General features: G+C 68.0%; 21 protein-coding genes and 6 pseudogenes. 11 read left to right on the forward strand and 16 right to left on the reverse strand.

Annotated elements, in window-relative coordinates; genetic code table 11:
- Positions 1 to 20: 20 nt before the first annotated feature.
- From RV986_RS02155 to RV986_RS02165, 3 genes and pseudogenes are all read left to right on the forward strand, one after another.
- Entirely contained in the window at positions 21 to 173 is a 153-nt protein-coding gene (locus RV986_RS02155) for a hypothetical protein (protein ID WP_475915737.1), read from the forward strand.
- 120 nt (positions 174 to 293) lie between these two features.
- Positions 294 to 833, forward strand: a pseudogene (locus RV986_RS02160) (helix-turn-helix domain-containing protein); the annotation flags it as partial.
- Entirely contained in the window at positions 796 to 2,271 is a 1,476-nt protein-coding gene (locus RV986_RS02165; RefSeq protein WP_475915738.1) for an nSTAND1 domain-containing NTPase, read from the forward strand. The pseudogene RV986_RS02160 and the gene RV986_RS02165, both read left to right, overlap by 38 nt.
- 238 nt (positions 2,272 to 2,509) lie before the next feature.
- Here RV986_RS02165 and RV986_RS02170 read toward each other — a convergent pair whose 3' ends face one another.
- The 3 genes from RV986_RS02170 to RV986_RS02180 form a co-directional block, all read right to left on the reverse strand.
- Positions 2,510 to 3,541 (reverse strand): pentapeptide repeat-containing protein, encoded by a 1,032-nt coding sequence (locus RV986_RS02170; protein WP_475915739.1) that lies wholly within the window; start codon positions 3,539 to 3,541, stop codon positions 2,510 to 2,512.
- Entirely contained in the window at positions 3,542 to 4,075 is a 534-nt protein-coding gene (locus tag RV986_RS02175) for a hypothetical protein (protein WP_475915740.1), read from the reverse strand. It abuts the gene before it with no gap.
- 541 nt (positions 4,076 to 4,616) lie between these two features.
- Complete coding sequence (locus RV986_RS02180) at positions 4,617 to 4,871, reverse strand: hypothetical protein (protein ID WP_475915741.1); 255 nt, start codon at positions 4,869 to 4,871, stop codon at positions 4,617 to 4,619.
- 43 nt (positions 4,872 to 4,914) lie between these two features.
- On the opposite strand from RV986_RS02180, the pseudogene RV986_RS02185 reads away from it, so the two are divergent.
- The 3 genes and pseudogenes from RV986_RS02185 to RV986_RS02195 all read left to right on the forward strand — a co-directional run.
- Positions 4,915 to 5,102, forward strand: a pseudogene (locus tag RV986_RS02185) (helix-turn-helix domain-containing protein); the annotation flags it as partial.
- Positions 5,103 to 5,737: 635 nt separating this feature from the next.
- Entirely contained in the window at positions 5,738 to 7,279 is a 1,542-nt protein-coding gene (locus tag RV986_RS02190) for a LamG-like jellyroll fold domain-containing protein (protein ID WP_475915742.1), read from the forward strand.
- Between the two features lie 830 nt (positions 7,280 to 8,109).
- The gene (locus RV986_RS02195; RefSeq protein WP_475915743.1) at positions 8,110 to 8,289 is read left to right on the forward strand and encodes a hypothetical protein; all 180 of its coding nucleotides are present in this window, start codon (positions 8,110 to 8,112) and stop codon (positions 8,287 to 8,289) included.
- Between the two features lie 465 nt (positions 8,290 to 8,754).
- Here the strand turns inward: RV986_RS02195 and RV986_RS02200 are convergent, their stop codons facing one another.
- Entirely contained in the window at positions 8,755 to 9,195 is a 441-nt protein-coding gene (locus RV986_RS02200) for a VOC family protein (RefSeq protein WP_475915744.1), read from the reverse strand.
- A 558-nt stretch (positions 9,196 to 9,753) separates the two neighbouring features.
- Entirely contained in the window at positions 9,754 to 10,866 is a 1,113-nt protein-coding gene (locus tag RV986_RS02205) for an ABC transporter substrate-binding protein (protein WP_475915745.1), read from the reverse strand.
- Between the two features lie 439 nt (positions 10,867 to 11,305).
- Here RV986_RS02205 and RV986_RS02210 point away from each other — a divergent pair.
- Positions 11,306 to 11,530: pseudogene (locus RV986_RS02210) on the forward strand (IS110 family transposase); the annotation flags it as partial.
- Positions 11,531 to 11,838: 308 nt separating this feature from the next.
- Positions 11,839 to 12,468 (forward strand): hypothetical protein, encoded by a 630-nt coding sequence (locus RV986_RS02215; RefSeq protein WP_475915746.1) that lies wholly within the window; start codon positions 11,839 to 11,841, stop codon positions 12,466 to 12,468.
- A 729-nt stretch (positions 12,469 to 13,197) separates the two neighbouring features.
- Here RV986_RS02215 and RV986_RS02220 read toward each other — a convergent pair.
- The gene (locus tag RV986_RS02220; RefSeq protein WP_475915747.1) at positions 13,198 to 14,094 is read right to left on the reverse strand and encodes a hypothetical protein; all 897 of its coding nucleotides are present in this window, start codon (positions 14,092 to 14,094) and stop codon (positions 13,198 to 13,200) included.
- 652 nt (positions 14,095 to 14,746) lie between these two features.
- On the opposite strand from RV986_RS02220, the gene RV986_RS02225 reads away from it, so the two are divergent.
- The 3 genes and pseudogenes from RV986_RS02225 to RV986_RS02235 all read left to right on the forward strand — a co-directional run.
- On the forward strand, positions 14,747 to 15,685 hold the full coding sequence (locus RV986_RS02225) for a L,D-transpeptidase (protein WP_475924158.1): 939 nt from the start codon (positions 14,747 to 14,749) through the stop codon (positions 15,683 to 15,685).
- A gap of 32 nt (positions 15,686 to 15,717) precedes the next feature.
- Positions 15,718 to 15,891 (forward strand): hypothetical protein, encoded by a 174-nt coding sequence (locus RV986_RS02230; RefSeq protein ID WP_475915748.1) that lies wholly within the window; start codon positions 15,718 to 15,720, stop codon positions 15,889 to 15,891.
- Positions 15,892 to 16,423: 532 nt separating this feature from the next.
- A pseudogene (locus RV986_RS02235) lies at positions 16,424 to 16,732 on the forward strand (transposase); the annotation flags it as partial.
- A 132-nt stretch (positions 16,733 to 16,864) separates the two neighbouring features.
- Here RV986_RS02235 and RV986_RS02240 read toward each other — a convergent pair.
- From RV986_RS02240 to RV986_RS02285, 10 genes and pseudogenes are all read right to left on the reverse strand, one after another.
- Entirely contained in the window at positions 16,865 to 17,401 is a 537-nt protein-coding gene (locus RV986_RS02240) for a hypothetical protein (protein WP_475915749.1), read from the reverse strand.
- 53 nt (positions 17,402 to 17,454) lie between these two features.
- On the reverse strand, positions 17,455 to 19,242 hold the full coding sequence (locus RV986_RS02245) for an IS481 family transposase (protein ID WP_475924159.1): 1,788 nt from the start codon (positions 19,240 to 19,242) through the stop codon (positions 17,455 to 17,457).
- A 408-nt stretch (positions 19,243 to 19,650) separates the two neighbouring features.
- The gene (locus RV986_RS02250; RefSeq protein ID WP_475915750.1) at positions 19,651 to 20,436 is read right to left on the reverse strand and encodes a DUF5995 family protein; all 786 of its coding nucleotides are present in this window, start codon (positions 20,434 to 20,436) and stop codon (positions 19,651 to 19,653) included.
- Between the two features lie 238 nt (positions 20,437 to 20,674).
- Positions 20,675 to 21,331 (reverse strand): transposase, encoded by a 657-nt coding sequence (locus tag RV986_RS02255; protein ID WP_475915751.1) that lies wholly within the window; start codon positions 21,329 to 21,331, stop codon positions 20,675 to 20,677.
- Positions 21,332 to 21,700: 369 nt separating this feature from the next.
- The gene (locus RV986_RS02260; protein ID WP_475915752.1) at positions 21,701 to 22,351 is read right to left on the reverse strand and encodes a transposase; all 651 of its coding nucleotides are present in this window, start codon (positions 22,349 to 22,351) and stop codon (positions 21,701 to 21,703) included.
- Between the two features lie 204 nt (positions 22,352 to 22,555).
- Positions 22,556 to 22,855: pseudogene (locus RV986_RS02265) on the reverse strand (IS110 family transposase); the annotation flags it as partial.
- A gap of 349 nt (positions 22,856 to 23,204) precedes the next feature.
- Positions 23,205 to 23,759: a hypothetical protein gene (locus tag RV986_RS02270; RefSeq protein WP_475915753.1), complete on the reverse strand. Its 555-nt coding sequence runs from the start codon at positions 23,757 to 23,759 to the stop codon at positions 23,205 to 23,207.
- A gap of 54 nt (positions 23,760 to 23,813) precedes the next feature.
- A complete protein-coding gene (locus RV986_RS02275) occupies positions 23,814 to 24,083 on the reverse strand; it encodes a hypothetical protein (RefSeq protein WP_475915754.1) in 270 nt (89 codons plus the stop codon).
- A gap of 57 nt (positions 24,084 to 24,140) precedes the next feature.
- Positions 24,141 to 25,169 (reverse strand): annotated as a pseudogene (locus RV986_RS02280) (IS110 family RNA-guided transposase); the annotation flags it as partial.
- A 12-nt stretch (positions 25,170 to 25,181) separates the two neighbouring features.
- On the reverse strand, positions 25,182 to 25,913 hold the full coding sequence (locus RV986_RS02285; protein WP_475915755.1) for a TetR/AcrR family transcriptional regulator: 732 nt from the start codon (positions 25,911 to 25,913) through the stop codon (positions 25,182 to 25,184).
- Positions 25,914 to 25,988 lie beyond the last annotated feature (75 nt).

Below are 25,988 nucleotides of genomic sequence, written 5' to 3' on the forward strand. Positions count from 1 at the left end.
CCCCGCCCAGGGGCGCCTTCGTGTTCTGGAACATCAGCCGGTTCGGACACGTGGGTGTCGCCGACGGCAAGGGCGGCTTCTACGCCACGGGCGTGCAGGGCCGCATCGGCCACGCCTCCGGCGTGGGCTACTACCACCGCTACCTCGGCTGGATTCCCGGCGGCTGCCGCTGATCACCGGTCCGGGGCGGGGCAGCCTGCCGTCCGGCCCCGGACCGTATCCCGCTCGTCCACCCCGCGTTGATTCTCCAGGGGTCCCCGGCATGGCCCCCTGAGCGACAAGGAGCAGCACCGTTGAACCACCCCGCATGCGTCCCACCGGCCGGGGACGCCGCGTCGGAAGGCGTCTCCCCGCTCGTCGCGCCCGGGAGGCGGCTGCGCGAGATCCGGCAGGACAGCGACGTCTCGCTGGGCGCTCTGGCCAAGGACGCCGGATACACCAAGGGCTATCTCAGCAAGATCGAGACGGGTGAGAAGCTGCTCACCGCCGACCTCGCCCAGAGGTGTGACCAGGTGCTGCAGACCGGCGGTGAACTGACCCGCCTCGTGCAGGTCCACCAGATCGACCGGAGCGCAGCCGGCTCCGGGTCGGCAGAGGTGTGCCCCTACCCCGGTCTGGCCAGTTTCCAGCCGCACGACGCCGGATGGTTCTTCGGCCGTGACCGGGCAACCGCGTCGTTGGTCGACCGACTGGCGGGCAACCTCCGGGAAGGCGGCCTGGCTGTGGTCGTCGCGCCCTCCGGGGCCGGCAAGTCATCCCTGCTGCGGGCCGGCCTGGTGCCGGCGCTGCGCCGTGGTGCCCTGCCCGCATACGGATCCCGTCACTGGCCCGTGGAGATCTTCACTCCCGGACAACGGTCCGCTGGAGGCACTCCTGGGCGCGCTGCAGCACACCACCGGTGTCCCGCAGCCACTCGCGCGGGAGGCATTGATGCGCGGCGACCGCGCGCTGGGCACGCTGCTGCACAGCCGCCGACACCTACCCCTCCAGCCGGGCCCCCTGCTGTCGCCGCCGTCCGTCCACGCCGGGGAACAGACGCCGCCGGCCACCCGGCCGGTCCTGATCATCGATCAGTTCGAAGAACTCTTCACCCTCTGTGAAGAAGACGCCGAACGCAATGCTTTCCTCAGTGCCGTGCGTGCGCTCGCCGCCCCCGGCTGCCCGGACGGCCGCGGCGAGGGACCGGCCGCGCTGGTCGTGCTCGGCATCCGGGCCGACTACTACGGGCACTGCCTGGCCCACCCGGGCCTGGCCGCCCACATGGAGACCGGACACCTGCCGCTCGGGCCCATGAGCCCCGACGAACTGCGCGCCGCGATCACCGAACCCGCCGGCCGCGCGGGCCTGGTGCTCCAGCCCGGACTGACCGAGGTGATGCTGCGGGACATGGGCGCCCACCGGGCCAGCAGCGGCTCGGACTGCAGCGCAGAAGCACTGCCGCTGCTTGCGCACGCCCTGCAGGCCACCTGGCAGCAGCGCACCGACAACACCCTGACCGTGCAGGGCTACGAGCAGACCGGTGGCATCCACGGCGCCGTCGAGGCCAGCGCGGAACGCGTCTACCGGCCCCTCTCACCGGCCGCCCGACAGGCCGTTCCACCCGTCCTGCTCCACCTTGTGCACCTGGACCACGGAGGCAGGGCGACCCGCCGCCGTGTCGCCCTGTGCCCCCTGACCGGTCACGGTCCCGATCCGGCTGCGGTTCAGACAGTCATCGACGCTTTCGCGCGGGCCCGGCTGCTCACCCTGGACGCCGACTATGTCACCATCACCCACGAAGCGCTCCTGACCGCATGGCCCCGGCTCAGCCAGTGGATCACCGATGACCGCGACGGGCTGCGCATCCGTCAGCAGCTCACCGACGCCGCCGATCACTGGGAGCACGCCGGCCGTGACCCGGACCTCCTCTACCGGGGCGCCCGGCTCGCCGTGGTTGAACAATGGGCTGATGAGCACCCGGGAGCAGCCGGGGCACTGGTGAAGGACTTCCTGCAGACCTCACGGGACCGGGCGGACCAGGAGCAGTGCCGCGAACGTCGCTACGTACGACGGCTACGGCTCGCGGTGGTCGCGCTTTCAGCACTGTTCGCGGTGACGGTGACATCCATGTACTTCGCATTCACCATGCGCGCAACAGTTCTGGACAAGGCCGCTCACGCACGTGTCCTGGAGGCACAAAACGCCGCCCAGGCCGCGCAGTTACGGGCTGCCCAGCGGGAAGCCCAAATGGCCGCCGACCTTGCCGACCTCAGTCTTCACTCTGCTCCTTGAGTTCGGCCCGCGACAGCGAGGACTTTCATGGCCAGGGCCCCGCAGCTCTGCGCGACGATCGTGGACCGACTCCCCCTCGACGCCACCCTCCCTCATCGAGACCGGCACCGAGTCCTACCGTCTTGCTCGTATCCAAGGCGAACAAGCCGCCTTACTCGTACCAAGGAGAACAAGACCAAAGCCCCGCTCGGTACGGTCGGAGTGTCAAGCCAGCGGGGTGACGTGGTCGCGACCCCCTTCACGGGACGGGTTGTTGGGCATCGGACGCCCGATCCGAGACGTGGCTGGGCTCCACGACGAAGACGCCCTCTCCCACGTAGATCGAGCGGGACCGGATCGTGGTGTACACGTCGGGGGGCCACTCGGTTTCCAGGGTCCAGCGTGCTTCGTTCAGGCGCAGGGAGTTCAGGCCCGGTGCAAGGAGGTTGTCGTCGCTGAGGGTGTTGAGGAAGTTCGCTCCGCTGAGATCGGCCTGTTCGAAGGTGGCGTACCAGATGTGGGCGTCGCTGAGATCGGCGTTGCGCAGATCGGCCCGGGTGAGGTTGGCGCGGTGGAGGTTGGCGCCGCGCAGGTTGGCGCCGCGCAGCTGGGCTCCTGTGAGGTCGTGGCCGTGCAGGTAGGTTCCGCGCAGGTCGGCTCCTTCGAGGTTGGCGCTGTTGAGAGGCGTACGCAGTTGAGCGCCGCGCAGGTTGGCTCCCGTCAGGTCGGCGTCCTGCAGGTCGGCTCCGCTGAGATCGGCACCCTGGAGGTCCGCTGCGTGAAGGGTGGCGCTGCGCAGTACGGCATCGCTGAGGTTGGCGCCGGTCAGGTCAGCGTTGTCCAGAGACGCACCGTGCAAGCGCGCGTGGCGCAGGTCGGTGTTTCTCAAGTCGCTGCACCGCAGGTCGCAGCGGTTGAGGTGGGCATCCCGCAGGGTGGCGGTATTGAGGTTGGTTTCACTCAGGCGGGCCGCGGTGAGGTTGGCGACCTGCAGGTCGGCTCCCTGGAGGTCCGCGCCGCGCAGATCGGCGCTGCGCAGATCCGCGCTGCGCAGATTGGCGTGGGCCAGCCCCGCGCCGCGCAGATCGGCGTTCGCCAGCCCGGCCCGCTTCAACTGGGCGCCGCAGCGAGGCACGGGGACGGCGGACGGTGGGCACGGCCGTTGTTCGGGGGGCGGGGTGCTTCCAGGGTGGTTGCCCGGTTCGAGCCGGTACGGAGTCACCTTCTGGAACGCAGGCGCCCGCCGTGAGAGCACCGCGATCACACGACCGGCAAGGCTGTCAGCTCGCATTCACCCTCCTTGGCCCGAGGTGGTCGTACCCGCTCCGTCTTGTGCCGCCGGCACTTGGCCGCCGCCCTCACCGGCAGTGGAGGGAGCCACCAAAGCGGCGGGAGGCAGGGGCTGTTGCGGTTCAGGCGGCTGGGACTGCTGAAGGGCGGCAGCGATGCCCTCCTTGCCGACACTCATCACCAACGGCACGAACGCGGCGGCCTTCTCCAGCACGACGGGAGCCGTGGCGCCCACCAGCACAGCGAGCCAGGCCGACATGTGGGCCGGGGACGTGCTCGTGACAGCCGCAGAGACCCCGCCACCCATAGCGATCCTCAGCAGCCCGGCGATGCTGTAGGCCACGACACCCGGTGCGGGCAGCTCACCAGACAGTCCGACCTGGCGCTCGGAACCGGCCGGGTGCCCGGACGTCAAACTGCCTGCTCCCAGATTCCAGGGCAGCCTGCGCCAGCGCCGCACCGCGACGATGTAGTCGAGCGCCTCCATCGCGAAGCCTCCAAAGGCTCCCCAGAGCACGCCTTCCAGCCATCCCATGCGATGCAGCGTAGGGATCACAGGGTCCAGCGCCCCGCGTTCCCTGATAACGCCCTGAGTGCAGCACTCCGCGTGGTAGGACAGCACACCACCGGTCGCTCTCCCCGCGCCGCTCGGTGCGAGCGCACGGCAGCGACAAGAAGCGAGCCCCGCCTCCGGAGTACCGGGGGCGGGGCTGTGTGGAGCGCCGGGCAGGCCTTGCACCTGCATCTTTCCGCAGGAAGCGGGGCGTCTTTCCTTGGACCACCAACGCCGGGCTCACCGCCGGAAGTTCGGGCGGCCTGCTCAAGATCCATGTCAGCGCAGCCACAGCCCCCGGAACCATCGGCGGCGAAGCGGCCGGACCGCCCCTGGTGAAGAGGCTCCAACGCGGGCCAGGCCGCGGACTGCAGGTCAGGCCGCGGACTGCAGGTCGGGGCGGGCCTGCAGGTACAGGCGGCTGGTCGGTGAGGCGGGGTCATGCAGTGCTGTCATGTACCCGAATGCTGCCGCAAGCGCCGTACGGACGGTGGCGGGCAGGTGGAGGTCCGTGGCGATGCGTTCACGGGCCTGGGTTTGCAGGTTGAGGATGCGGGGTGCCGGCCTGGGTGATGCGGCCCTGGCCGGTGTCGTCGAGTGCGGCGAGGGCTCCGGCGAGGTGCAGGGAGCACAGCAGGTAGGGGGCGAACTGCCCGGCGTGGATGCGCAGGATGGCGTCCTCGGTCAGCGTCTGGGGGTTCTGGACGGCGTCGAGGTGCAGTTGTTCGCTCTGCCCGGCGGCGACTTCCGCGGTGGTGCGCTGGAACAGCCCGGCCAAGCGGGCGCCCATCGGCAGCTGGAGGGCGGATCGCAGGACCGGGAGCGAACGCACCCTCACCCGCCCCTTCGGCCGCGCCACCGGGCTCACCCACTGCGCCACCAGCAGACCCTCCGCCTCGAACGCGCTCAGCACTTCATCAGTCACGGCGCGACGATCAACGCCGCCGCCCGGTCAGTCGGTTTCGAGGACCCGCGTATGCCGCGCCGCCTCCGCGCCCGCACGACCTGACCGCCAGGTAAACGAACACCCCGAGGTAGTGCAACTGTCTCCCGTGCCCACCTACTGGTGGAGCCTCTTGCTGGCCCTCATCAAGAGATCAGCTTCTGGCCATGACTTGACGTGAGCTTTCAATCTTGGACAGACGCTTGATCTTCGTTTGTCATCTCCCGTCTGCCCGGCTTGGGCCGCTTCTGAGTAGCGTCGTTGCCGTTTGAACTATCGACCCGGGAAGGGCCACATGTCCATTCACGGTGACACTCCGTCACAACAGACGACCGGGCAGAGTCGGAGAGGTTTTCTGCGCAACGCGACGTTGGCTGGTGCGGGAGCGGCAGCTGCAGGAGCCGGCGCGTCCGCGCTCGGCGGAACGCCCGCGTTCGCCGCGGACGCCACGAAGACTGGCAAGACCGGCACGTGGAGACCGGATCCGGCCTCACTCCAGTTCACCCTCGCGGTCATGCCGGACACCCAGTTCCTGTACTGGGGCAGCCAGGACAGCGTCAACCGGACGCCGCAGGAGGAGTCGTTCCGCTACATCATCAACAACAGCGGGAACGCCACCAACAACATCGCGTTCATGACGCACCTCGGTGACATGACGCAGGACGCCGACCCGTCGTCGTTCCAGCAGGTCGACAAGGCGTTTGCTGGACTCGCACGGTGCCGCGTACAGCGTGGTGGCGGGCAACCACGACGTGAGCGGCGACGACAGCCGCGGCGACACACCGTACCTGCAGACCATGGGCCCGCAGCGGTTCAAGCACTCGAAGACGTTCGCCGCGTCCGACCAGACCGGCTACAACACCGCGCACATCTTCCAGGCCGCCGGCCGCTCGTGGCTGGTGCTGGCCCTGGACTGGCGGACCACCGACGAGGGCTTCGCGTGGGCCAAGGATGTCATCAAAGCCCACCCGAAGATGCCGGTGATCCTCACCACGCACGACCTCGTCTACTCGAACTACGATGATAACGTTTTCCCGTACGAGTCCGGCGACCCGGAGAACAACGCCGAGCTCTCCGACTACGGCCGGACGGTCTGGGACGAACTGATCAACGACAATGACCAGATCTTCCTGACCCTCAACGGCCACTACTGGCCGCCCGCGCGTACGACCAAGAAGAACGCCGTCGGCAACGACGTGTCCATGCACATCGCGAACTACCAGAACCGCTACTTCGGCGGTGGCGGCATGATCCGGCTGTACCACTTCGACCTGGCCCGCAACACGATCGACGTCGAGACGATCAACCCGTGGATCCTGGCTCAGGAGCCGGAGTCCCGCAGCGAGCTGGCAGCCGAGCACGCCCGGATCACCGGCCCGGTCGACAACTTCTCGGTCCCGATCGACTTCGAGCAGCGGTTCTCCAGCTTCATCCCGGTTCCGGTCCGGCCCGCCCGGCCGGCCGGCAAGGAGCTGGTGAGAGGCACGCTGGCTTACTGGCGCTTCGACGGGCAGGGCGCGCCCGGCACCCCGCTCACCGCGGGCGGGACGATCCGCGACCTGTCCGGCAAGGGCAACGATCTGACGGTGGTGACCGTGCCCGGCACGGCCACCGACGCGCTGACCTGGTCCGACGATCACCACCCCGACCAGCCTGGGCACGCCAGCCTGAAGTTCGTCGGTGGCAGGAACCCGGTCCACGGCTCGTACCTGACCACCGGGGCGAAGGCTCCGCTCAACTCCGAGACGTTCAAGACCGGGTACACGATCGAGACGTTCGTGAGAATGCCGCTGGACTGGGACGCCGGCAACAACGGCAACGCGTCGGTACTCAGCCGCCGGGGTTCAGCCGGGGCCGCCGGCAAGCACGGCAAGAACACCGACCCGAACGAGCCCTTGGCTCAGTTCGCCATCACGAACAACGGCCGCGAGCCGCAGTTCAACCACTACCCGCTGAACGACACCTACCCGACGACCAACTGGGGTCACGGCTTGGTGGAGCTCAAGTGGTGGCACCTGGCGGTGGTCAACGACGGCCGTCTCACGAGGTTGTACGTCGAGGGCGCCCCGGTCGTCGACAACCCGAACCGGGTGTCGGCCGGCATCACCTCGCTCGGGTTGCCCTGGCTGGTGGGCGGCCACGAGTACGCGGGCGCCATCGACATCGTCTTCCACGGCAACGTCGGTGACATCCGCATCGTGAACCGTCCCCTGTCCTCGGACGAGTTCCTGACCGCCAAGTAAGGCAGTCTCTCCCGTCTCCGGCCCACCCGCCGGAGGCGGGAGACACTCATTCCAGGAGACGGCGTACGTCGGCGGCCTCGCCCCGGGACAGGGCGAAACCTGAGCCTCCGTGGCCGTAGTTGTCGCCCTCGGAGCGGTCTGGGGCCGACACCCGCCGTAGACCCGGGTCTTCTCCGGCCCGCGGCTGTAGTCGAGTTCCGCTTCGATCCGGTGGCCGTCCAGTGCCCGTCCGGTGACCAGGCGGGTGCGGGCGGGAAGGTCCGCGGGATCACCGGCCCCAACTCGTCGGCGCAGATCACCGCCGCACTGTCGCGCTGTCGGGCGCCGGGTGGGTGGGTGTAGAGGCCGATGATCCGTGTCCTTCTGGGACGAAGTCCGGGTCCTTCGATCGCCTCCAGGACCCGGTGAGACGCCGGCACACGCCTTCGGCGAGCAGGATACGGCGGACCTGTGACCGCCCCACCACGATCCCTTCGGCCCGCGCTGCCGCGGCCAGGGAATCCAGGGTCCACTCGGGCAGCCCGGACCCGTCGAAGGCCCGCAGCTCCCCGACGGGCTCCCACCTCAGCCGTCTTGGCGGCACGGTCTTGACCAGGGAGATGATCCTCGACCGCTCCTCCAACGAAAGAGGAATCCAGCACTAGACCGCGAAGGCGAACTCGCCACGGTGTTCGTCCACGGCTTCCTGGATGACCAGTACGTCTGGGACGACACAATCTCCCACCACGTCCGGTGTTGAATGCGTCAGGCTTGACCTGGCCGGCTGCGGCGACCGAGCGGAGGCGAGCGGGCCATTCGATCACGACCGGTTCGCCGCCCAGGTGGGCTCCATGACCGACACTCTCGGCAAACGCTTCGTGATGGTCGGGCAAAGCATGAGAGCGGAGGACGTCGAACTGGTTGCCGCCACGCGGCCCGAGCGGGCTGCCGGGCTGGTGCTGGTGCTGGTGAAACCGGTACCGCTGAAACCGGTACCGCTGGCCGGCACGCGGCGCTGCCAGATGAAGTGATCGACCGGTTCCGTTCCCTGGGAGGCGATCCCGAGACGCAGCGTGCGGTGAGGACACAGGTGTCATCCGCCTGACCAGAGGCCGGACTCGACCGTTTGGTGGTCAGCGGGGCGCGCATACGCCCGGAGGTCGTGCGTGAATTCGCCGACTGCTGGACCACAGGCCACCAGGCCACATCGACAACTTCCTGGCCGGTGTGCTCACCTCCGGTCGCGGGACGACGCGTCGTGACAGCAGCCGACGGCCGCTCTCGTCGATGGCGACGCAGCGGTGGCGGGGTCTGCCTGCGTCGATACCGGCCCAGATCACGGCCATGTGGTGCCTCCGTGCGGTGGGGTACTGGTGCCTCCCGACGGACGGTGGCCGTGGGGAAGCTCGCGAGTGCGTACGCGACCGGCGTCCGGCGCAGCTCCCAGGCGCGGGTACCCGGATGGTTCTTTGGGTGCACGGCCCCTCGGGCAGCCTTCAGCTGAGCTGCTCGGCCAGTCCGACGAGGATGCCCTCGGGGCCGCGGACGTAGCAGAGCAGATAGCTGTCCTCGAACTGCTCCACCTTGCCGACGAGTTCGGCGCCATGGGTTTGCAGGCGGGCAAGGACGTTCTCGATGTCGTCGACGGCGAACATGATGCGACGAATGCCCAGCGTGTTCGTCGGTGCGTTTGCCGGCTCGGCGCTGATCGCCTTCGGCGTGTGGAACTTCGTCAGCTCAAGCCGCCCGTGACCGTCCGGGGTCCTCAGCATTGCGACGTCCTGTCGGGCGTTATCGAGCCCGATCACACGGTCCACCCAACGTCCCTCGATTGGCATCTTGCCCTCCAGCTCCATGCCAAGTTCGACGAAGAACGCAATAGCAGTGTCAAGGTCGTCGACAACGATGAGGACGTTGTCCATCCGCTGGATCGCCATGCTGGGCCCTCCTTGGTGGGGTACGGCCATGGTGGCCGCGTCTGCCCCTGAGACGCAGCCACCAGGCCGTTCTCGACATCCTCGGCCACATTTTCTTCGAGAACCTCTTGACGCAGCAGTGCCCGTCACACGCCAGCTGTTCGGAGCGGCCCTTGGTAATACGCAGAGAGGGCAAGCCCTCGGCCGCGGCCTCGTACAGGGCGGTCAGGACGTGGATCCGGGCGGCGGTGATGTCGGGGGTGGCGCCGGGCTCGACTCCCACCAGGGGCTTCACGTCTGTCTCCATCCGGGTGCACCCTGTCCCGTCGGCCGTACCTGGGGTGGTCCTTGTCGCTGTGCCTGGACGAGTCCCGTTGCGGCGAAGGGCTGCGCCGCCACGAGCCGCCGATCAGGTAGCTGCTGAACAGGAATCCGAGCGCAGGCGGCATGGTCCGCGGCCGCAGGAAGGCCCGTGGGGCGCCCAGTGATTACCACGCAGACAGGTAGACAATTAGACAGCGAGACAGGTAAACAGCCTCAAATTCGGACAGATCTGGGCAGTCGGCCCTCCGTGCTCCCTCAGCCGGCGTGGAGGATCCGAAAGCGATCAGGTTCCGCCGGATCTCGATCAACGACTTGCACTGGCGTCCAAGCCCATTGCCAAACGCTGATGCCTGGCGTGCGGGAGAACTGGATCTGCCCGCGGGTGCCTTCGACCGCAACGCGCGACCAGGGTTCGGCAGTGCGCGCCCGGTCCGCGCCGTGAGAACGCAGCACATCGGCGAGGACGGCGACCGTGTCGTAGCCCTCGAAGGCGACGAAGGAGGGCGCTTCGGCCAGCCGCTCACGCAGGGCCGTCTCGACTCGTGCACCAAGGGGGCTGAGGCGCTCGGGCAGGTAACGCAAGAACGGGATCGCGGCGCTGTCGACGCCCAGCAACGTCGCCCATTCGGCGAACTCCGGTTGCCCGGCCGGAGCACCAACCATGACCTCGGCGAGGCGCTGGTCGTGGCGGACAGACTTGACGATCGACACGGCCGGCTCCGGGTGGCCGACCAGAAGAAGGAGGGCTGTCGCGCGACTGTCGACGAGTTCGTCGCACACAGCCGTGGGGGCGAGCGCGCGCATGTCGAGTTCGATGACGGTGCCGCCGCGTGGAGCGAGGTAGTCCCGCAGAATGCGGGCCCCTGATGCCCAGTAGACACTCGACTCGGCTGCTACGGCGATTCGACTGTGGCCCGCGCCGAGGAGGAAGTCTGCGTAGATCTGCCAGCCGTGGGACTGCGCCGGGGCGAGACGCGCGACCCATTCCGTCGGCTGTTCGGTGAGCGCGTCGAGAACCGCTGACGAGCAGAGGAACGGCAGGCCGAGGGCGTCGGCCCTGGCAGCAGCGGCGCGAGCGACGACGCTGTGATACTCCCCCGCCAAGGCAGCCACGCCCAGGCGAGCCAATTCTTCTACGGCCGCCGCGGCCCTCTGTGGATCAGCCGCGGTGTCTCGGACCACCAGCTCCAGTGGTCTTCCGACGATCCCGCCGGCGTCATTGACTTCGCGAACGGCCAACTCGAGTCCAGCGAGCAGGTGTTGGCCCGCCTCGACCCAGCCAGGCCGAGTCAGCGGAACGAGAGCCCCGATCTGGACGGCTGATTCGTCAATCCGCTCCGCTCCAGGCGGCGATGATGGCGTATTCATGCGTTGGCGTCTCCCGAGTGACGATTCGGTCGCGGTTTGCCCGGATCGCAGAGTGAACGTCAGTGGCGCCGAGAGTAGCCGAGCCGGGCATGGCCAGCTTCGGCGCCCCGTCCCGTGACCGTCAGCCGGCCCTCCCGCCGGCGATCGAGCCTGAGGGGCTTCGGTCAGCTCTGCCGTAACAGGTCCTCCAGGAGTTGCCAAGGCTCACCACGCGGCCCACGCCGAGAAACCTACAATGACCTGCACCACTCAGCCTTCCCTACGTTCTTCTACGGGACAGGGCGAGCCCTTCGTATGGTTGGCCCACCCAGGGGCGTCGGGTGTGGCTTTCAAACTTGTGCCGCTTGTGGCTTCCATCGATTGGCCGCCCGACGCCCCACGACGACTCGGTTGCCCATGGAGAATTGCGAATGGCCGCCAAGTAGGGAATCGACAGCGAGGTCGTCGGCTACTGTCGCGACGCGTCGCCAACTACGAATCCGAGCTCCTCGAACTCCTCGCCGATGTCTTGGCCCTGGGCGGCGAGGTGACCTGGGGCAACGACCTGGCCTACGGCGGAGCCGCCCCGCCAACGCCATCCTGCTCAACCACGACCAGCCGGTGCACTACCTCTCCAGTCGGGCCATCCACCGCGTCTCCGAGAGCTACCGCGGCCTCGAAGGACTCTCCGTCAGCCTCACCGCGACACAGGAGAAGCTCGACCAACTCGCCAGACAGCAAGACCGCAGGGCTTCCCCCGTCTTCGTGGGCATCCCCACGTTCAACCAGATCGCCGCGCGCACCGGACCAGATCGCCGCTCGCACACCAGCGAGACACAGAAACCGCGGTAGCTGTCCGATTGAGCCAGGCAGACCCCCTCAGGCCGAATCTCCTTCAGAACCGGTAGCGGTGATGCTCCAACGCCGGCCCTGTCGGAACCGGCAGCGGTGGAGGCGCGTCCCCAGGGACGACACGCCACCGAGGGGGGTCTGATGGGCTGGCTGGAATGGTCTCTTCTCGTTCTCGGTTTCCTCGCTCACGCGGCCGTGGTATGCGGTGCCCTGGCCCCGAACGAAGGGAACGCTTACTGGCTCGAACCAGAATTCACAGAACACCTGGCGACCGAGTCGGTGGTGGAGAAGATCGAGCGATGGCAGAGCAGGGAGATCCGCGCGGCACGGGCGGCAACGTGTTGCTCGCTGCTGGCCGTGGCGGCCGGACTCGTGGCGACGGCAGCGTCATGGCCGGTCGATGACTGGCGGCAGGCCGCCCTCCTCCTCACCTGGCCGCTCGCGGCGTTCATGTTGATCGCCACCCGCGAGGGTGTACGCGAGGAGGGACCGGGTGTCGGTACCTATGTCGGCTCGGTCATCGCCGCACTCCTCATCTGCCTTTACTTCGCCATTCCGGGGTGGTGGGTCGAGATGCCTGGCCCTCACTCCGGCGGGCGCGTATCCACCCCTACGAGTGTGGCGCCCTCGGATGCCCCGCCGGCACCTTCAAAGGGTGACGACTCCGTTGGGCAGCCACCCGCCTCCCCGGACTCGCCGGGACCGGACGAGGATTCCGAAGACGCCCGGCCCCCGGAGGAGCCGGCTACCGATCCCTTCTTCTTCGGATGACCGGGCGGTCCCGGCGCTCTCCACACCGCGGTGTTACCTACTAACACCGCGGTGTCGACCGCTTGTCGTCTCCCGCAACCCGGACCGCCCGCAGACGGGGTGAACCTTGCCGTCCACGGCCGGCCCCAACCATCGGCTGGACTGCCGGCCCAAACTGATCGAACCGCATCCATTGAGCGGAACGGCGTGCCGACAGCCTACTTCGCTCACCCTCCATCTCCCTGGAGTCAGGCAGCTCAGAGAAGAGCAGCAGGCCCTCCAGTGGCACGCCCGCCGACCAGTTCGGCGCGGGTGCGGCCGGGGAGCGGGTCGCCTCAGTGCACCGTGACCGATGCGGTGGTGGCCGATCCGTCGGTCCAGCCGTGGCGGTGGGCGGTCACCTTCACGGTGATCTTCTGGCCCTTGTCGGCCTTCACCAGGACGTGGGTGGACTTGGTGGCACCGGTGATGGCCTTGCCGTTGCGTTTCCAGGAGTAGGAGTACGAGGTGGCTGTTGGCGACCAGGTGCCGTGTGCGGCCGTCAGCCGGTAACCGACCTTGGCGGTGCCGCTGCGGGAGGGCGCCTTGGCGGCCTTCAGGGAAGGGCCGACGGCGACCGTGACGGCTGGTCAAGTGGAGTTCACCGAACCTGCGCCGTTGCTGACCGTGACCTTGCACGAGATCTTGTGGGTGTAGTCGTCCGAGGTCAGGGTGCGGGTCGTACCGGTGGCGCCGGAGATGGTCCTGCCGTCACGCAGCCAGGACCACGCATCGGGTCGGGTTGTAGCCGGACCGGGCCGCGGAGCACGTCAGCTTGGAGCCGGTACGGGCGGTCCCGGTCACCGTGGCCTTCGTGGTGATGTTCGGCTTGGTCAGCAGGGCCTGCGACTGGCCCCACACCTGGGAGGTGTAGCAGTCGGGGGGGGACCCGGGGGCGTAGACGGCCGTCCGTCCCTGCACGGTGGCCCGCCCGTCCGGTCCGGCCGCCACTTCGCCCGTCAGGGCGTCCATGGCGGGGACGTCGGCGACCGGCGTGGCGTTGAGGGCGGTGGCCTTGCTCCATGTGCCGCCGACCCGGACGGCCCACTCCAGGTAACGGTCGTTGCCGTTGTCGATGCCGGGAGTCTGCGGCCACACGACCTGGACGGTCCCGTCCGCGCCGATGGACGCGTCCACCTGCCAGTTGGCATAGCCGGTGGACAGTGTCTTCGGCGCGGACCAGGTGCCCGTGCTCGCGCTTCGGGTGATGGCCTGGACGATCGGCATCCCGGCGCTGCCGGTCCAGCCCCCCGCCCACGCATAGGTGACGTCACCGTTGGGGGCCGTGAGTGGGCCACTGTCGTCGTTGTCCTGGATGGACGGAACGGCGGTCTGGACGGATCCCCAGTTGCCGGTCGAGGAGGGCCCGCTGACGGACATCAGCTTCTCGACCCCGTTGGCCGAGGCGCTCTGCCACAGCACGGTGGTAGCGCCCTTGGCCACCATCGACACTCCCACATCGCTGGACTTGGCGTCCGTACCCGGCAGGACGGCTGGGCTGCTCCACTCGCCGCCGGAAGTAGCCCGGGTGACCGTAGAGACGACGTGGGCGTCATTGAAACTGTCGTAGGCGTCCCAGACCGCAGTGGCCGCTCCGTCAGGAGCCACGGCGAGTGCGAAGTCCCAGATGGCGCCGCTGGAGAAGGACCCCAGACGGTGAGGCGCCGACCAGGCCGTCGTGCCGGGGCGAGCGTGGCAGTCATCACCTCGTAGTCCGAGTATCCGTCGCCCTGGTCCCATACGGCGGTGACGGTGCCGTCTGCCGCCGCGGCCGGCTGGGGCATCGACAGGTCCAATCCGGCATAGTCCGTGAGCGTGGTCGGATCCGACCACCGGCCCGTCGCCGGGTCCCAGCCGGCAGAGACGGTGGCCAGCGAGCCGTCGTTGCCGCTGCCGGTCGTCCAGGCCGCCACGGCGTGCCCGTCGGCGGTCACGGCCCGCACGGCCGGGGCGGTGGCGTTACCGCTCGCGAACAGAGTGTGGGGAGCCGACCACGTGCCGCTGCCCGCGGGCTTGACGACGGCTTGGATGTCCCAAGTAGTGGCGCCGGCCCCTCGTCGTCCCCTCGTCGTCCCCGATCCGGCGGTGCGCACCGAGTCTTGAGACACGTTTTACACGATGTACGCAACTGCCGCCCCCGTCGTCGCTGTCTGACATTGAGTCGGGCCCGTCAGGGCCGAAGTGCGAGAGATGCGAGAGAGCGGGGCAGATCGTGGGACGGCGCAAGGGCAGCATAGGGATCGCACTCGTCACGGGTGTGATGCTGGTGGGCGCGACTGCCTGCGGCGGGGGCGGCAGCGACAAGGCGAGCGGGGACGACGCAAAGGCGTCGGGAAAGCCGAGTGCGAGCGTCTCTCCGTCACCGACGAAGCCCGCGGGTCCGCCGATGCTGCTGGAGACGATCACCCCGCAGACGGGAACCACGGTCGGCGTGGCCATGCCGATCTCGGTGATCTTCACAAACCCGGTGGCGGCCAAGGCACGGGCCACGGTCGAGAAGCACATGAAGGTGAGCGCCTCACAGCCGGTGGCCGGCGCCTGGCACTGGATGGGCGACAAGCGCGCCGACTGGCGCCCGAAGACGTACTGGCCCTCCGGCACGACGGTGAAGATCGACGCCGACATGAAGGGCGTCACCAACGGCAACGGACGCTACGGCGTGCACGGCTACACGCACACCTTCAAGATCGGTGACGACGTGCGCGCGGACGTCTCGGTGACCGGCCACACCATGAAGGTGACCCGGAACGGCGCGGTGGTACGCACCCTGTCGATCAACGCGGGCAGCGCCGAGTATCCGACGTGGAACGGCACGATGGCCGTCATCGACAAGCAGGAGAAGGTCCACATGACCTCCTGCAGCGTCGGTATCAGCTGCGACAAGGGCAGCCCCAACTACTACGACCTGACGCTGCCCTGGGACGTCCACCTCACCCAGTCCGGCACGTACGTGCACTACTCGACCGGCGACCCGAATCCGGGCAGCGGCAGCGCCCGCGGCTCGCACGGCTGCGTCCACCTGTCCATGTCGGACGCCAAGTGGTTCTACGGCCAGGTCAAGCAGGGCGACCCCGTCACCATCACCGGCTCGCCCCGTGCCAAGGCCCCGGCCGACAACGGCTACGCCGACTTCAACCTGGGATGGGACCAGTGGCTCGCGGGCAGCGCTTCCGGGGAGGGGACGACCGCGACGCTGTGACGCACTGCGGTGGCGGCGCCAGCCAGCACTCGATGATGTCGACCGGCGCCGCCACCGACGTACTCGCCCTTCGAGCTGACCAGAAACGGCTGGCCCTCCGGCACACCCCACTCGCCCAACCGCTGGTCGAGGTCAGCGAACAGGACACTGAACTCCCGTATGAGCGCCGTCGCCTCGCGTGGCCACGCCTGCTCCCGGGCGAGTGAAATGCACTCGCCATCCCGTGATCGACATGGCGCCGGACAATATCCGCGGACAGTTCAACAGCGCATATCCGAAGTGGGACGGTTCTCCAGACACTCGGGAGGTGTCTCAGCCGTCCGGTCGACAGGCCACCCGGTGACTGTCGGAGCGGCTGCTGTCCGCCGAGGTGGCGTTGCAGCTCGTTGTACCGGAACTGGTAGATGGGTCCAACCCGCCGCAGAACGCCCCGGTGTTCCTGGGCGTCTTGCAAGAAGGTCATCAGATCCCGTGGTAGGCGGCGGCGCACCGTCAGATAGGTTTGGGCCATCAGGAAATACGGCCCGGCTGTTGATGCCGTTCCGATCGCGAGTGCGGTCGCCGCGGCGTCCGCGAGTCCGACCTCAAGCCTCGTGGAGAGATCGACCCAGTCTTCGACCGGGAATCCGCATTCCCCACCGAAGCCGGTTCCGAATACGAGCCCGAAAGCGGCTCCGGCCACCGGTGCGAAGATGACACCGACCATGAGGAAAGCGCGCCGGTCCGAGGCGGCGAAAACGCAGCAAACTGCCCGTCCTGTCCGACGCTCCGGGCATCCCGCTGGCTATCGCGGTGTCCGGGGCGAACCTGTACGACAGTCAGGCGTTCAAGCCGCTGATCCTGGCGATACCGGACATCCGCTCCCGGCGTGGACCGCGCCGACGGCGACCGGTCAAGGTTCGTGCGGACAAAGCGTGTTTCTCTGCCGACCACCTGGCCTGGCTCCGCGATCGCGGCCCGATCCCGCGGATCGCGCGTCCGGGAATCGAGTCCGGCGAGCGGCTCGGCCGTTACCGCTGGAAGATCGAGCGGTCGATCGCGGTGTGATGTGAGGTCTCAAGACTTCATTGACTTTTCTGCTGCATTTGATCCTGGACAGGCTCAGGAGATGCTGGACGCAGGCCGGCTGGGAAGGGCTGCCGTAGCGGGGGCGTTGGAATGGGGCAGTAGAGCAGGTGGTCAGGACGCCTCTGGGTCCGCTGCGGCTGCGTCGACGTTCCAGTCTTGAGGCAGGTCAGCGTCGCAGAAGGCGCAAACGTAGTGTTCCTCCCTCACGATGTTGTTCTCCTGGCATTGGGGGCAGCGCCGGAATACCACCCCGTATGTGAAACCGTTCGGGTGCCGCAGGTCGGCCCGCTCCAGCGCCTGAGCAACGGCCGGCCACGAAGCGGTGTCGGGGCAGTAGCCGGTCGACTGGTTGCTTACCCTGTCAACTGCCCACTGTGCGCCCTCTTCTTGGAAGCTCATCTCGCCGGCGCTCAGCACCGGTTCCGCGCTCGCGCAGGCCACGTGCTCGCTTCGGCGGGGAGCCAGCAGCAGGACCCCTTCGGTGTCGATGACGAAGGTGAAGGGATCAGCCAGCTCGTCCGCGGTCTGCGCCATCACCCATGTCACAAAGTCAACTGCGCCGCGAATGCGGAACCCTGCCTGCCCGGGTTGGACGGCGGTCCTCACCTCAGCTGGTCCGACATACCGGTAACGGCGCGACAGGCTCATGCAGGTCAACCTAGGCCACCGCTACAGCACCTCGACATCGGTTTCCAGGGCGGCTAGATCTTGGGGGCGTGGATCTTGGCCTTCCAGCGGGTCACTGGGTGCTGGTCCTTGCGGGCGTGGAGCGAGAGCTCGGCGCCTTCGTAGGTGACGCGGAAGTGCGTGTCCTCGACGTAGACAGTGACGACTCTGCCGGCGTGGGTGCGGCCGACGCGCAGTCGTTGGCGGGCCACCATGACGACACCGTCGCGGGGAACCTTGCGCTCGACGCTGATTCCGCCGGACGGTGGAGGCGGCAGCTGTGGGGCGGCGACGCGGGCGCCGATGAGTCGCGGGCGCTCATCGGCGGGAAACGGGGATGGCAGGGTCTTGGCCAGCACACCGTCGTGCACGACGTGCAGGAGGTGTCCGTCGATCCGGGCGGTGATCCGGCGGCCGCTGAGTTCCGGTCCGACCTTCACGCGCTGCCCGGCCAGGTTGATCAGGCCGTTCACGTCGACGGTGCGGTCGACTTCGAGGGCGGTGTAGGCAGGTAGGTCACCCACCCTCCTGACTGCGGGCAGCGCCGGCGGCGGCCCGGCGGACCGGGCACCGCGGAGCCTGAGCTGGTGCAGGTGCTCAGCGTCGAGGTTGGACGGAACGGTCTTGACAGGCTTTCCGTCGATCAGGACGTGGACGGTGTGCTCATCGGCCCAGACCCTGGCTAGCAGACCAGCACGCTCCGCGCCCAGGCGGACGCGCTGGACGGAGGGGATCAGGCCCACCTGGCCGCCGGCCGAGACAACGGTCTCGAACTCCACAGCCCCGGTTGTCGGTGCCACAAGCAGTCCCGGCGCTGCCGCCGCCACCGTGCTTTCGGGACGTTGACCTGGCACGACGGTGGTCGGCTCGGGCTGCTGGTTGGGGCGGAACAGGCTTGCCGGGGTGGCCATGTCCAGGGACTGGTGCGGCCGGGCGTGGTTGTAGGTGCGAATCCACTCGCTGATGGCGGCCTGGGCGGTCGCCATGGTGCTGAACGGGCCGCAGCCGTCGAGCAGTTCCCTGCGCAGAGTCTGGTGCCAGCGCTCGATCTTGCCGGTCGTGGTCGGCGAGTACGGCTTGGTCAGCTTCGCGGTGATCCCGTTCTCACGGCAGACGCGTTCGAACAGCACCTCCGCGGGACGGGGCCGGGTGAAGCGGCCGGTGAACTGCTTGCCATTGTCCGTCAGAACCTCGGCTGGAACGCCGAACGTGCGCATGGCCCGCAGGAATGCGTCGGCCACCGCCCGTCCCGACGGCGTCACCAGGACCTCGGCGATCACGACGTAGCGCGAGTGGTCGTCGATCCCGGTGAGCATCTTGCACTCGCGCCCGTCGGCGAGGTAGATCCCGCCGACCAGGTCGAGCTGCCACAGGTGCATCGGCGTCTCGCGTTGCCATCGCTTGTACTTGCGCCGATGCCGTTGCTCCTGCGGCTGGACCAGTCCATTGCGGACCAGGATCCGGTGGATGGTAGCCCGAGCCGGTGCCGCCGCGATCCCCGTCCTCGTGAGCTCATGGGAGATCCGGCGGGCACCCCAGCGAGGGTGGGCCCGGCGCATCTCGCAGGCCAGTGCCTCCACGTCAGCCGCGATCCTGGTCGGGCTCGTCCGCGGCCGACGGGAGCTCTCGCGAAGGGCCTCGAAGCCGCCTGCGGCGTACTTCGCCTTCCAGGTGTAGATCGACTGCCGGGATACCCCGTACCGCGCGGCCACCTCGGTGACCGGCTGGCCGTCGAGCACTTCCAGGACCGCCCGGTACCGCTGTTCCAGTAACCAGTCGCTCTGTTGCTGATCATCCGCATCTGGTGCCACACCCGCCAGCATCTGAATCACAGTCAGCAACTGTCAAGGGTGTCCCGAGAACATAGCGTCAGATAGGTCCTGAGACTTCACAACATCCGATCGCCCACCGCAGAATTGGTCACGGCCCCGTCCTACCGGTGCGATCGGGGAAAGGCCCCGTTCTGCGGGAGCCGGGACGGGATCCTTGTTCGCCTCTTCATCACCACCGGCCGCGTCAGGGCAACTCCGGTGCGATCCATATGCCGTACCGCACGTGACCGCCGACGCTCCGGGGAACCGCAGTCCCCCGGAGCGTGGGCATGGGAGCCGTCCTCACGTGGGCCTGCTGAATCGCTTCGACGAGCGACAGCCAAGGCTCGTTCTCACACTAGGTGAGCAGGTGTGCGGCACCGGCTCCAGCGGGATGCCGGACGGTCGATCCGCCGGGCCTCACCCCGGCCCCTGCCGGGCGGAGGATCGCTCCATGGCGTTGTCCAGATGAGTGATGACGGCCGGCACGTCATCGCTCTCGGTGCTCCGGATCAGCTGCAGGGCCGGCCGGACGAGGAGGCCCGGTCGCGCTATCAACCGTGCGAGCACGGCGGCCCGGAGGTCGAGCCGCTCGATGGTGGCCTCGCGCTCCTCTTCGTTCTGGCCGGCCAGCAGGACGGCGTTGTACCACGCCTCCTCGCGGGACTGACGGACACTGAAGTCGAGGATCCGCTCGTCGGTGCGGCCTCCGACCTGATCCAGCAGCGACATGAGTGGCGACAGGGCGTCGACCGAGTCCTGCACCGCCAGCACCACCCGCGCAAGGATGTCGTTGATCAGCAGAAAGTCCCGCCGCAACGCGTGGATGTCCTCGCCCGGGCCGGTCCGCGCGGCGGCGATGGCCAGGTCGAGGTTGATGTGCGCGTTCACGCCGAGTATCAGGTGCTGGACGATGACGGTGTCGGCGTCGTCGAGCAGCCCGAACGTCTCACGCCAACAACGCGGCCCGCTTCGGTCACGACGCCAGGCGTCGTACGCGTCGAGGTAGCGGTTGCCGAAGAGCGTGTCGAAACGGTCCATTCGGGCACCGTCGTCGAACAGCCCACCGTGAATGGCCGTGCGGACCTCAACGGTCACCTGTCGGTACAGCGCCGCGAAGTACCCGACCCGGTCACCGGCGCGGCCGGCCTCCCGTACGATCCCGGCAAGCCCGTCCACGACATCGTCGATGTTCTCTGCCGCCATGCCCAACTCCCCTCGTTCGGCCCGCACTCCGGCTGCTGTCCGCAGTGCCGATCACAGCCCCGTCCTACCACCGCACACCGGGAAGGGTCCCCGCCTTACAAGAACCGGGACGGGAGCCCCGCTCGTCTCCCCGCCACGGCCACGGCCACGGCCACGGCACGCACCCGGGAACGGAACTGCGCGTGAGGCCATGGGGGTTAGACGCAATGCTGGGACTCTGTTGGTGATGTTGGCGGGGTCATATGGCGGCTGAGCACAGGGTGCGGAAGCGAGTAGTCCGGCGGCGCGTTCCGGGTTCGGCATCGAGCCAGTCCGTGACACGGGCGATGTTGCAGGCCAGCGCGGTGAGCACGTGCTGGATGTGGTTCTTCGCCAGGCCGCGGTAGCGGGAGCGGCGCAGGCCGTGGGCGCGGACGTTCCGCGAGAGGGTGGCCTCGATGCCGGCGCGGATCGCGTAGCGGTGCTGCCACTCTGTGGCGGTCTGGTCGAGCCGGTTGCCCATCTGGATCTCGTGGAGTTCGCGGGTGGGCAGCAGGGTCAGGGCCCGGGGTCGGGTGGCGGAGGTGGCGCACTGCGGGCGGGACCGGGCACGCCAGGCAGCCGGCCTTGGCGAACTTGACCTGGATGTAGTCGTGTCCGCTGGTCCACAGGGGTCTTCCCTCCCGGCTGACCGCGCCCTGGGGGCAGGTGGCCTGCCGGCGGTCCCAGTCGACGAGGAAGGCTGACTTGGCAAAACCCGAACCCGCCCTGGCCTGGCGGCTGTTGTCTGCGATCCCCGGGCCGAGCAGCGTGATGCCGTGCACCCGGGCGGCCCGCTCGATGTGTGCCAGGGTGACGTAGCCGGCATCGACGACGTACTCGCCGGGCAGTAACTCCCGCTTGGCGAGGTCGTCATGGATGGTCGCGGTCATCTCGACGTCCTGCACGGTGGAGTGCGTCGCGGCCACGTGGACCACCAGCCCGGGACGCTCTTCGTCACAGGACTCGGTCAGATGGACGCGGTAGCCGCTCCAGGCGGTGTCCCGTTTGACGCAGTAGTGCGTATCGGTGTCGTAAGGGGAGTGAAAGCGCAGGTGAGCCGAGGGCAGGGCGTGCCCGTCCCGCCGGCGCAGGCGCAGGCGGGTGTCCCAGTGGTAGTGATGGACCCACACCTGGCGGAGCATCTCCACCTGCGGCAGCAGACGCAGGTGAGGCGGGGCGGACGTGCCCCAGGCAGCGGCGAGGAATTTCCGACCGTCCCAGCCGGTCTGCTCGGCCCGCTCGGTCACCGCTGGTTTCCCGCCCGGCAGCCTGCCGGTCTCCACCTTCCGTCCGTACCGCTTTCCCACTCCGGCTCCATCAGGGGCCGCAGCCAGTCCGGGTCGGTCTCGGCCGGCTCCTCCAAAGCGGCCCGCAGCGTTTCCCCGACCAGCTCCAGACGGCTGAGGAAGCGGACTGCGGCCGACACATGGGTCGCACCGGTGCACTGCCGGCCGCCGGGCTTGAGCAGTCCGGCCTCCTTCAGGCGCTGCAGCATGACCTCCAGCAGCCGGCCGGCGGTGCCGTCTTCCGCCAGCCGGGCCCGGAACTCGCACAGCACCGAGTAGTCGAACCCGGGATCGTCCAGCTCCAGGACCAGCGCGTACTTCCAGCCGATCCTGGTCCGCACCGCGTCCGCCGCAGCCCGGCCGGAGAGGTTCTCCGCGAACTGCAGCACCGACACCAGCGCCAACTGCCCCGGCGACAGGCACCGCCTGCCGTCCGCGGGATACAGCCCGGCGAACTCCTCATCCTCGAACAGCACGTCCAACCGGTCCCTGATCAGCATCGCCGGTGTGCCCTTCGGACACGCCGCCCGCGCTGTCCGGACCGTCCTGAACGGGACCTCGTCCACCTCTGCCACCCCGGCCTTGCCCACCATCGTTCCTTCCGCCACGCCGTCAGGAAGGCGGTGCCCGCCGGAGCAGCGCGGGCAAGACTGCGATGGGATGCCTCAAGCCCTTATCAGGCCACAGCGCACCCGACCAGCACCGCGAAGCGATGTCCTCCAGCCGACCGACGCGTCGCTAACAAGGCACGAAGCCGATCTGTCTTTGGGTCCGACCAACCGGAGGACACCACGACCGCGATAATCCTCTCAGTCGGTCTTGCCCTGGCCTCGGTAGGCGGTCGATGCTTGGTGAACGGCGAGCCCGGTCAGATAGACCATCGGCTGGCCATGGCCGAGCAACAGAGCGATGAGCAAGGCGGCTCCGCCGTGGTTGATGTCCACCGCCCACAACGTGTCCTCGGACAGTGCGAGTACGTCGCCGATCAGCTCCAGCAGCGCGGACTCGTCGTTCAGGACTTGCCGCGACAGGAGGCGTTCGCCTTGCGCGTCGATCACCACGCAGTGATGGTGTTCCTTGCCGATGTCCACTCCGGCCCAGATCTCGGGCACGGTCACCTCCGCCGGCTCGTCGCGTCGCAGTAGTCCCGCAGACGACCTCGCCGACGTTGTCCTGCATAGCGATCGAGTCGCGTATCCCCATTAGCGGTCGAGTCGTCGCGGGGCTCCGGGCGGCCAAGTCTCAATGGATAGCTGAAGTCGGACTACAACGAGCACCACTACAAGGAGATTCCGCGCTGAGCTCTGCCCTCAGGTCGGCCCGGCGGTCCGGCTCTTCGTGGGCGATGTCCGTTTCAGGGGGCCGGATTGCCGCGCGGGTGATGCGGCGGGTCATGAGGGTGATGGCGGCCCAGGTGATGAGCGTTTCGGATTCTCTGAACTGGACCTGGCTGCTCGCCTCTCAGGGAGTGCCCGTCGACGTGCCGATGGATGCTGCGAAGGCCGCGAGGGTAATGAAGTCGTCGTTCCGCAGACCGATCCGTGGATTGACGTGGTGGAGCAAGGCGGGTGCGCGGTGATTGGCAGCCACGTAGGCATGATCCGCGTCGCTCTGTTCGTCGTCCACCCAAGCGAACGGTCGGCCGTTGGCGTACTCCACCAATGGCTCGGACTTCCAATGAACGCCATCAGGGCGCTCGTTGAGCAGGGCGTTGCCGAAGTCGACGAACGGCAGCTTGGGCAGACCGAGCACAGGTCCGATCCACTTGTTCGCGTCACTCATCCAGGTTGTGGCCCAGCAGATTTCGTAGCCGAGAGCCAGCAGCGCCTGCCCGTGATCGGGGTTGAGCCATACCCGGAGTGGCCTCATGTGGGTTCGCAGTCTCCCAAGCTCCCCAGCTGCCCCGCTCTCGTGTGGGACGCGGAGGGTGACATAGCCCTCGGGGCGCTTCTCAGGCTTTGCCGCATACGGATTCAGGGGTCCGTCGACATCGAGGAACAGCAACGGCTGACACATGGCACCCCCGAATTTACGCTCCCGATCTACTGAGTCGCCGAAGCATATCCGTCTTCATGTTTCGCCGGCGCGTCCGGCAATCTGAGTGAAACCGGACATCCCGAGATCGACCGCCGTGGCCGTGCAGGCTGTGGCGGCGTCCATCTGGGCGAACTTGTCCTCGGCGCCGACGAGGCTGGTTTCGAGACCTTCGACTTCGCCGAACCAGCCTTCCCGCTTGGCCTCGACGACACGGTGGATGAGATTGTCGCGGATCTCAATGAGCCGGGGACGTTTGGCTGGCTCATGCACCACCACCGTCTCGCCCGCGACTACGAAACCCACCCCCACCGCTCCGAAGCCATGATCAACCTCGCGGTGATCGACTTCCCGATGACGTTGTCAAGGTAGTGCTGTGACAGGCAGTGCCGCTTGGTAGCACCGTCCGTCACTCAGGAGTGCCCGGAGGACGTTGACGCGGTGGCGGGCGGGGGCAGGCACAGCCTGGGTGTGTCGTTTGCCTTCCGCTCTCTTGCGGTCGTAGAACCTGCGGGACTCGGCGCAGTTGCGGATGCTGATGAGGGCGGACGTATAGAAGACGCGTTTGAGTCCGCGGTGGTAGCGCTTCGGGCGATGGAGGTTGCCACTGACACTGCCGGAGTCTCGGGGCGCTGGAGCGAGGCCGGCGAAACCCGCCAGCCGGTCAGGAGTGGCGAAGAAGCTCATGTCCCCGCTGGTGACCGCCAGGAATTCCACCCCGAGCAGGGGCCAATTCCGGGCAGGGGCCAATTCCGGGCAGGCTGGCGATCACTGGGGCGAGTTCGTGCACGCGAAGCCGGTCTTCGATGACCTTGTCGACCTCGGCAATCTTCTCGTTGAGGGTCATCATTTCCCTCGCCAAGGTGTGCACCATCTGGGCGGTGGTTTTCTCTCCGACGACGGCGGTGTGCTGCCGCTCAGCGGTCTCGAACGCGGAACGCGCCAGTGCGGCGGCACCACGGACCTTACGGTTGCGCAGCCGCGATTCCAGACGGTTCGCCCCCATGCGGTGGATCGCAGCTGTGTGGTACCCGGTCAGCAGCACCAACGGGCCGGCGTTGGTCAGTTCCAGAGCACGTTCGAGTGCGGGAAAGATGTCCGTCAGCGTTCCGCGGAGTCGATTGATGACGCGGGTACGGTCACAGACCAGATCGGTGCGGCGGGCGGCGGGCGGCGGGCGGTGAACAACTTCAGCTCCATCGTGGCCTCGTCACTCGGACGCAAGGGGTTCAGGCCATGGCGTACTCGGGCCTGGTCGGCAATCACGAGCGCATCGCGGGCGTCGGTCTTACCCTCGCCCCGGTAACCACCGGAGGCCCGATTGACGACGCGGCCAGGGATACAGAGCAGTCGACCAGCGATGCCGTGCTCCTGGTCGACGGCGAAGAAGAGGGTCTCGAGCCGCTACTGCGCGATCGATCCGGCAGCACCGGTCAGCAGCCAGTCGAGACCGAGTTCGAAGCTTGCCTCTGGATCGTCGTTGTAGAGCAGTTCGGAGAAACCGGTGTCGGCGAGGTGGGGGAGCTTGCCGGCGTCGATCTGCGCCTGCACGTATTCCGTGGTGGCCTCGCGGCGGGCGGTGTTGACGGCCTCGGTGGTGCGGCGGCGGATGCCGCCCGACAGTTCGGCCATCACGTGGCCGAGCGTGAACGTGTCGACCGCGAGGATGAGCGCGCGCAGAACGGCACTGTCGGCATCCAGCCCGCGAACCGCTGCTGCCGATTCGTCCATGCGTTTGAGCGAGGCAGGGCCGATCGGGCAACCCGTGTCCCTCGTAGCCAGCAGCCACGGGTGGCGCAGCGCGGCGGCCCTGTTGTGTCGGGCGAGCATGCGCAATGCCTCGCGCCAGTCGGAGGGGACGTCGCCCACGAGCGTCTCCTCCACCGCAGCGTCGTGCATCAGCTCGAAGAGGTCGTCCTTGCTGTCGATATACGCGTAGAGGCTCATCGGGCGGGCCTTCAGCTCGCCGGCGATCCGACGGATGGAGACGGCGTCGAGTCCCTCGCTGTCGGCAACCGCCATCGCGGCTCGGACGATCCGCTCGCGCGTGAGCGGCTGCGGCTTCGCTCCGCGCGCGGCCTCGCGAAGCCAGATCGGTTCACCGTGGCTCTGGACGGTAGGGCGTTTTGTCGGCACAAGCCGAAGTCTAGCGGTGCACGGTACGTCCCTCCGATACGCTGTACGTCACCCGATACGCTGTATCGCGTGCGG

The organism is Streptomyces sp. RLA012 (genome assembly GCF_056270325.1).

Excerpts from the sequence above, each read along its gene's own strand:
- RV986_RS02170 (WP_475915739.1), bottom strand. The coding sequence starts at position 3,541 with ATGCGAGCTGACAGCCTTGCCGGTCGTGTGATCGCGGTGCTCTCACGG.
- RV986_RS02175 (WP_475915740.1), bottom strand. The coding sequence starts at position 4,075 with ATGGGATGGCTGGAAGGCGTGCTCTGGGGAGCCTTTGGAGGCTTCGCG.
- RV986_RS02195 (WP_475915743.1), top strand. The coding sequence starts at position 8,110 with ATGACCGACACTCTCGGCAAACGCTTCGTGATGGTCGGGCAAAGCATG.
- RV986_RS02200 (WP_475915744.1), bottom strand. The coding sequence starts at position 9,195 with ATGGCGATCCAGCGGATGGACAACGTCCTCATCGTTGTCGACGACCTT.
- RV986_RS02205 (WP_475915745.1), bottom strand. The coding sequence starts at position 10,866 with ATGAATACGCCATCATCGCCGCCTGGAGCGGAGCGGATTGACGAATCA.
- RV986_RS02215 (WP_475915746.1), top strand. The coding sequence starts at position 11,839 with ATGGGCTGGCTGGAATGGTCTCTTCTCGTTCTCGGTTTCCTCGCTCAC.
- RV986_RS02225 (WP_475924158.1), top strand. The coding sequence starts at position 14,747 with ATGCTGGTGGGCGCGACTGCCTGCGGCGGGGGCGGCAGCGACAAGGCG.
- RV986_RS02230 (WP_475915748.1), top strand. The coding sequence starts at position 15,718 with ATGATGTCGACCGGCGCCGCCACCGACGTACTCGCCCTTCGAGCTGAC.
- RV986_RS02240 (WP_475915749.1), bottom strand. The coding sequence starts at position 17,401 with ATGAGCCTGTCGCGCCGTTACCGGTATGTCGGACCAGCTGAGGTGAGG.
- RV986_RS02245 (WP_475924159.1), bottom strand. The coding sequence starts at position 19,242 with ATGCTGGCGGGTGTGGCACCAGATGCGGATGATCAGCAACAGAGCGAC.
- RV986_RS02250 (WP_475915750.1), bottom strand. The coding sequence starts at position 20,436 with ATGGCGGCAGAGAACATCGACGATGTCGTGGACGGGCTTGCCGGGATC.
- RV986_RS02255 (WP_475915751.1), bottom strand. The coding sequence starts at position 21,331 with ATGACGACCTCGCCAAGCGGGAGTTACTGCCCGGCGAGTACGTCGTCG.
- RV986_RS02270 (WP_475915753.1), bottom strand. The coding sequence starts at position 23,759 with ATGTGTCAGCCGTTGCTGTTCCTCGATGTCGACGGACCCCTGAATCCG.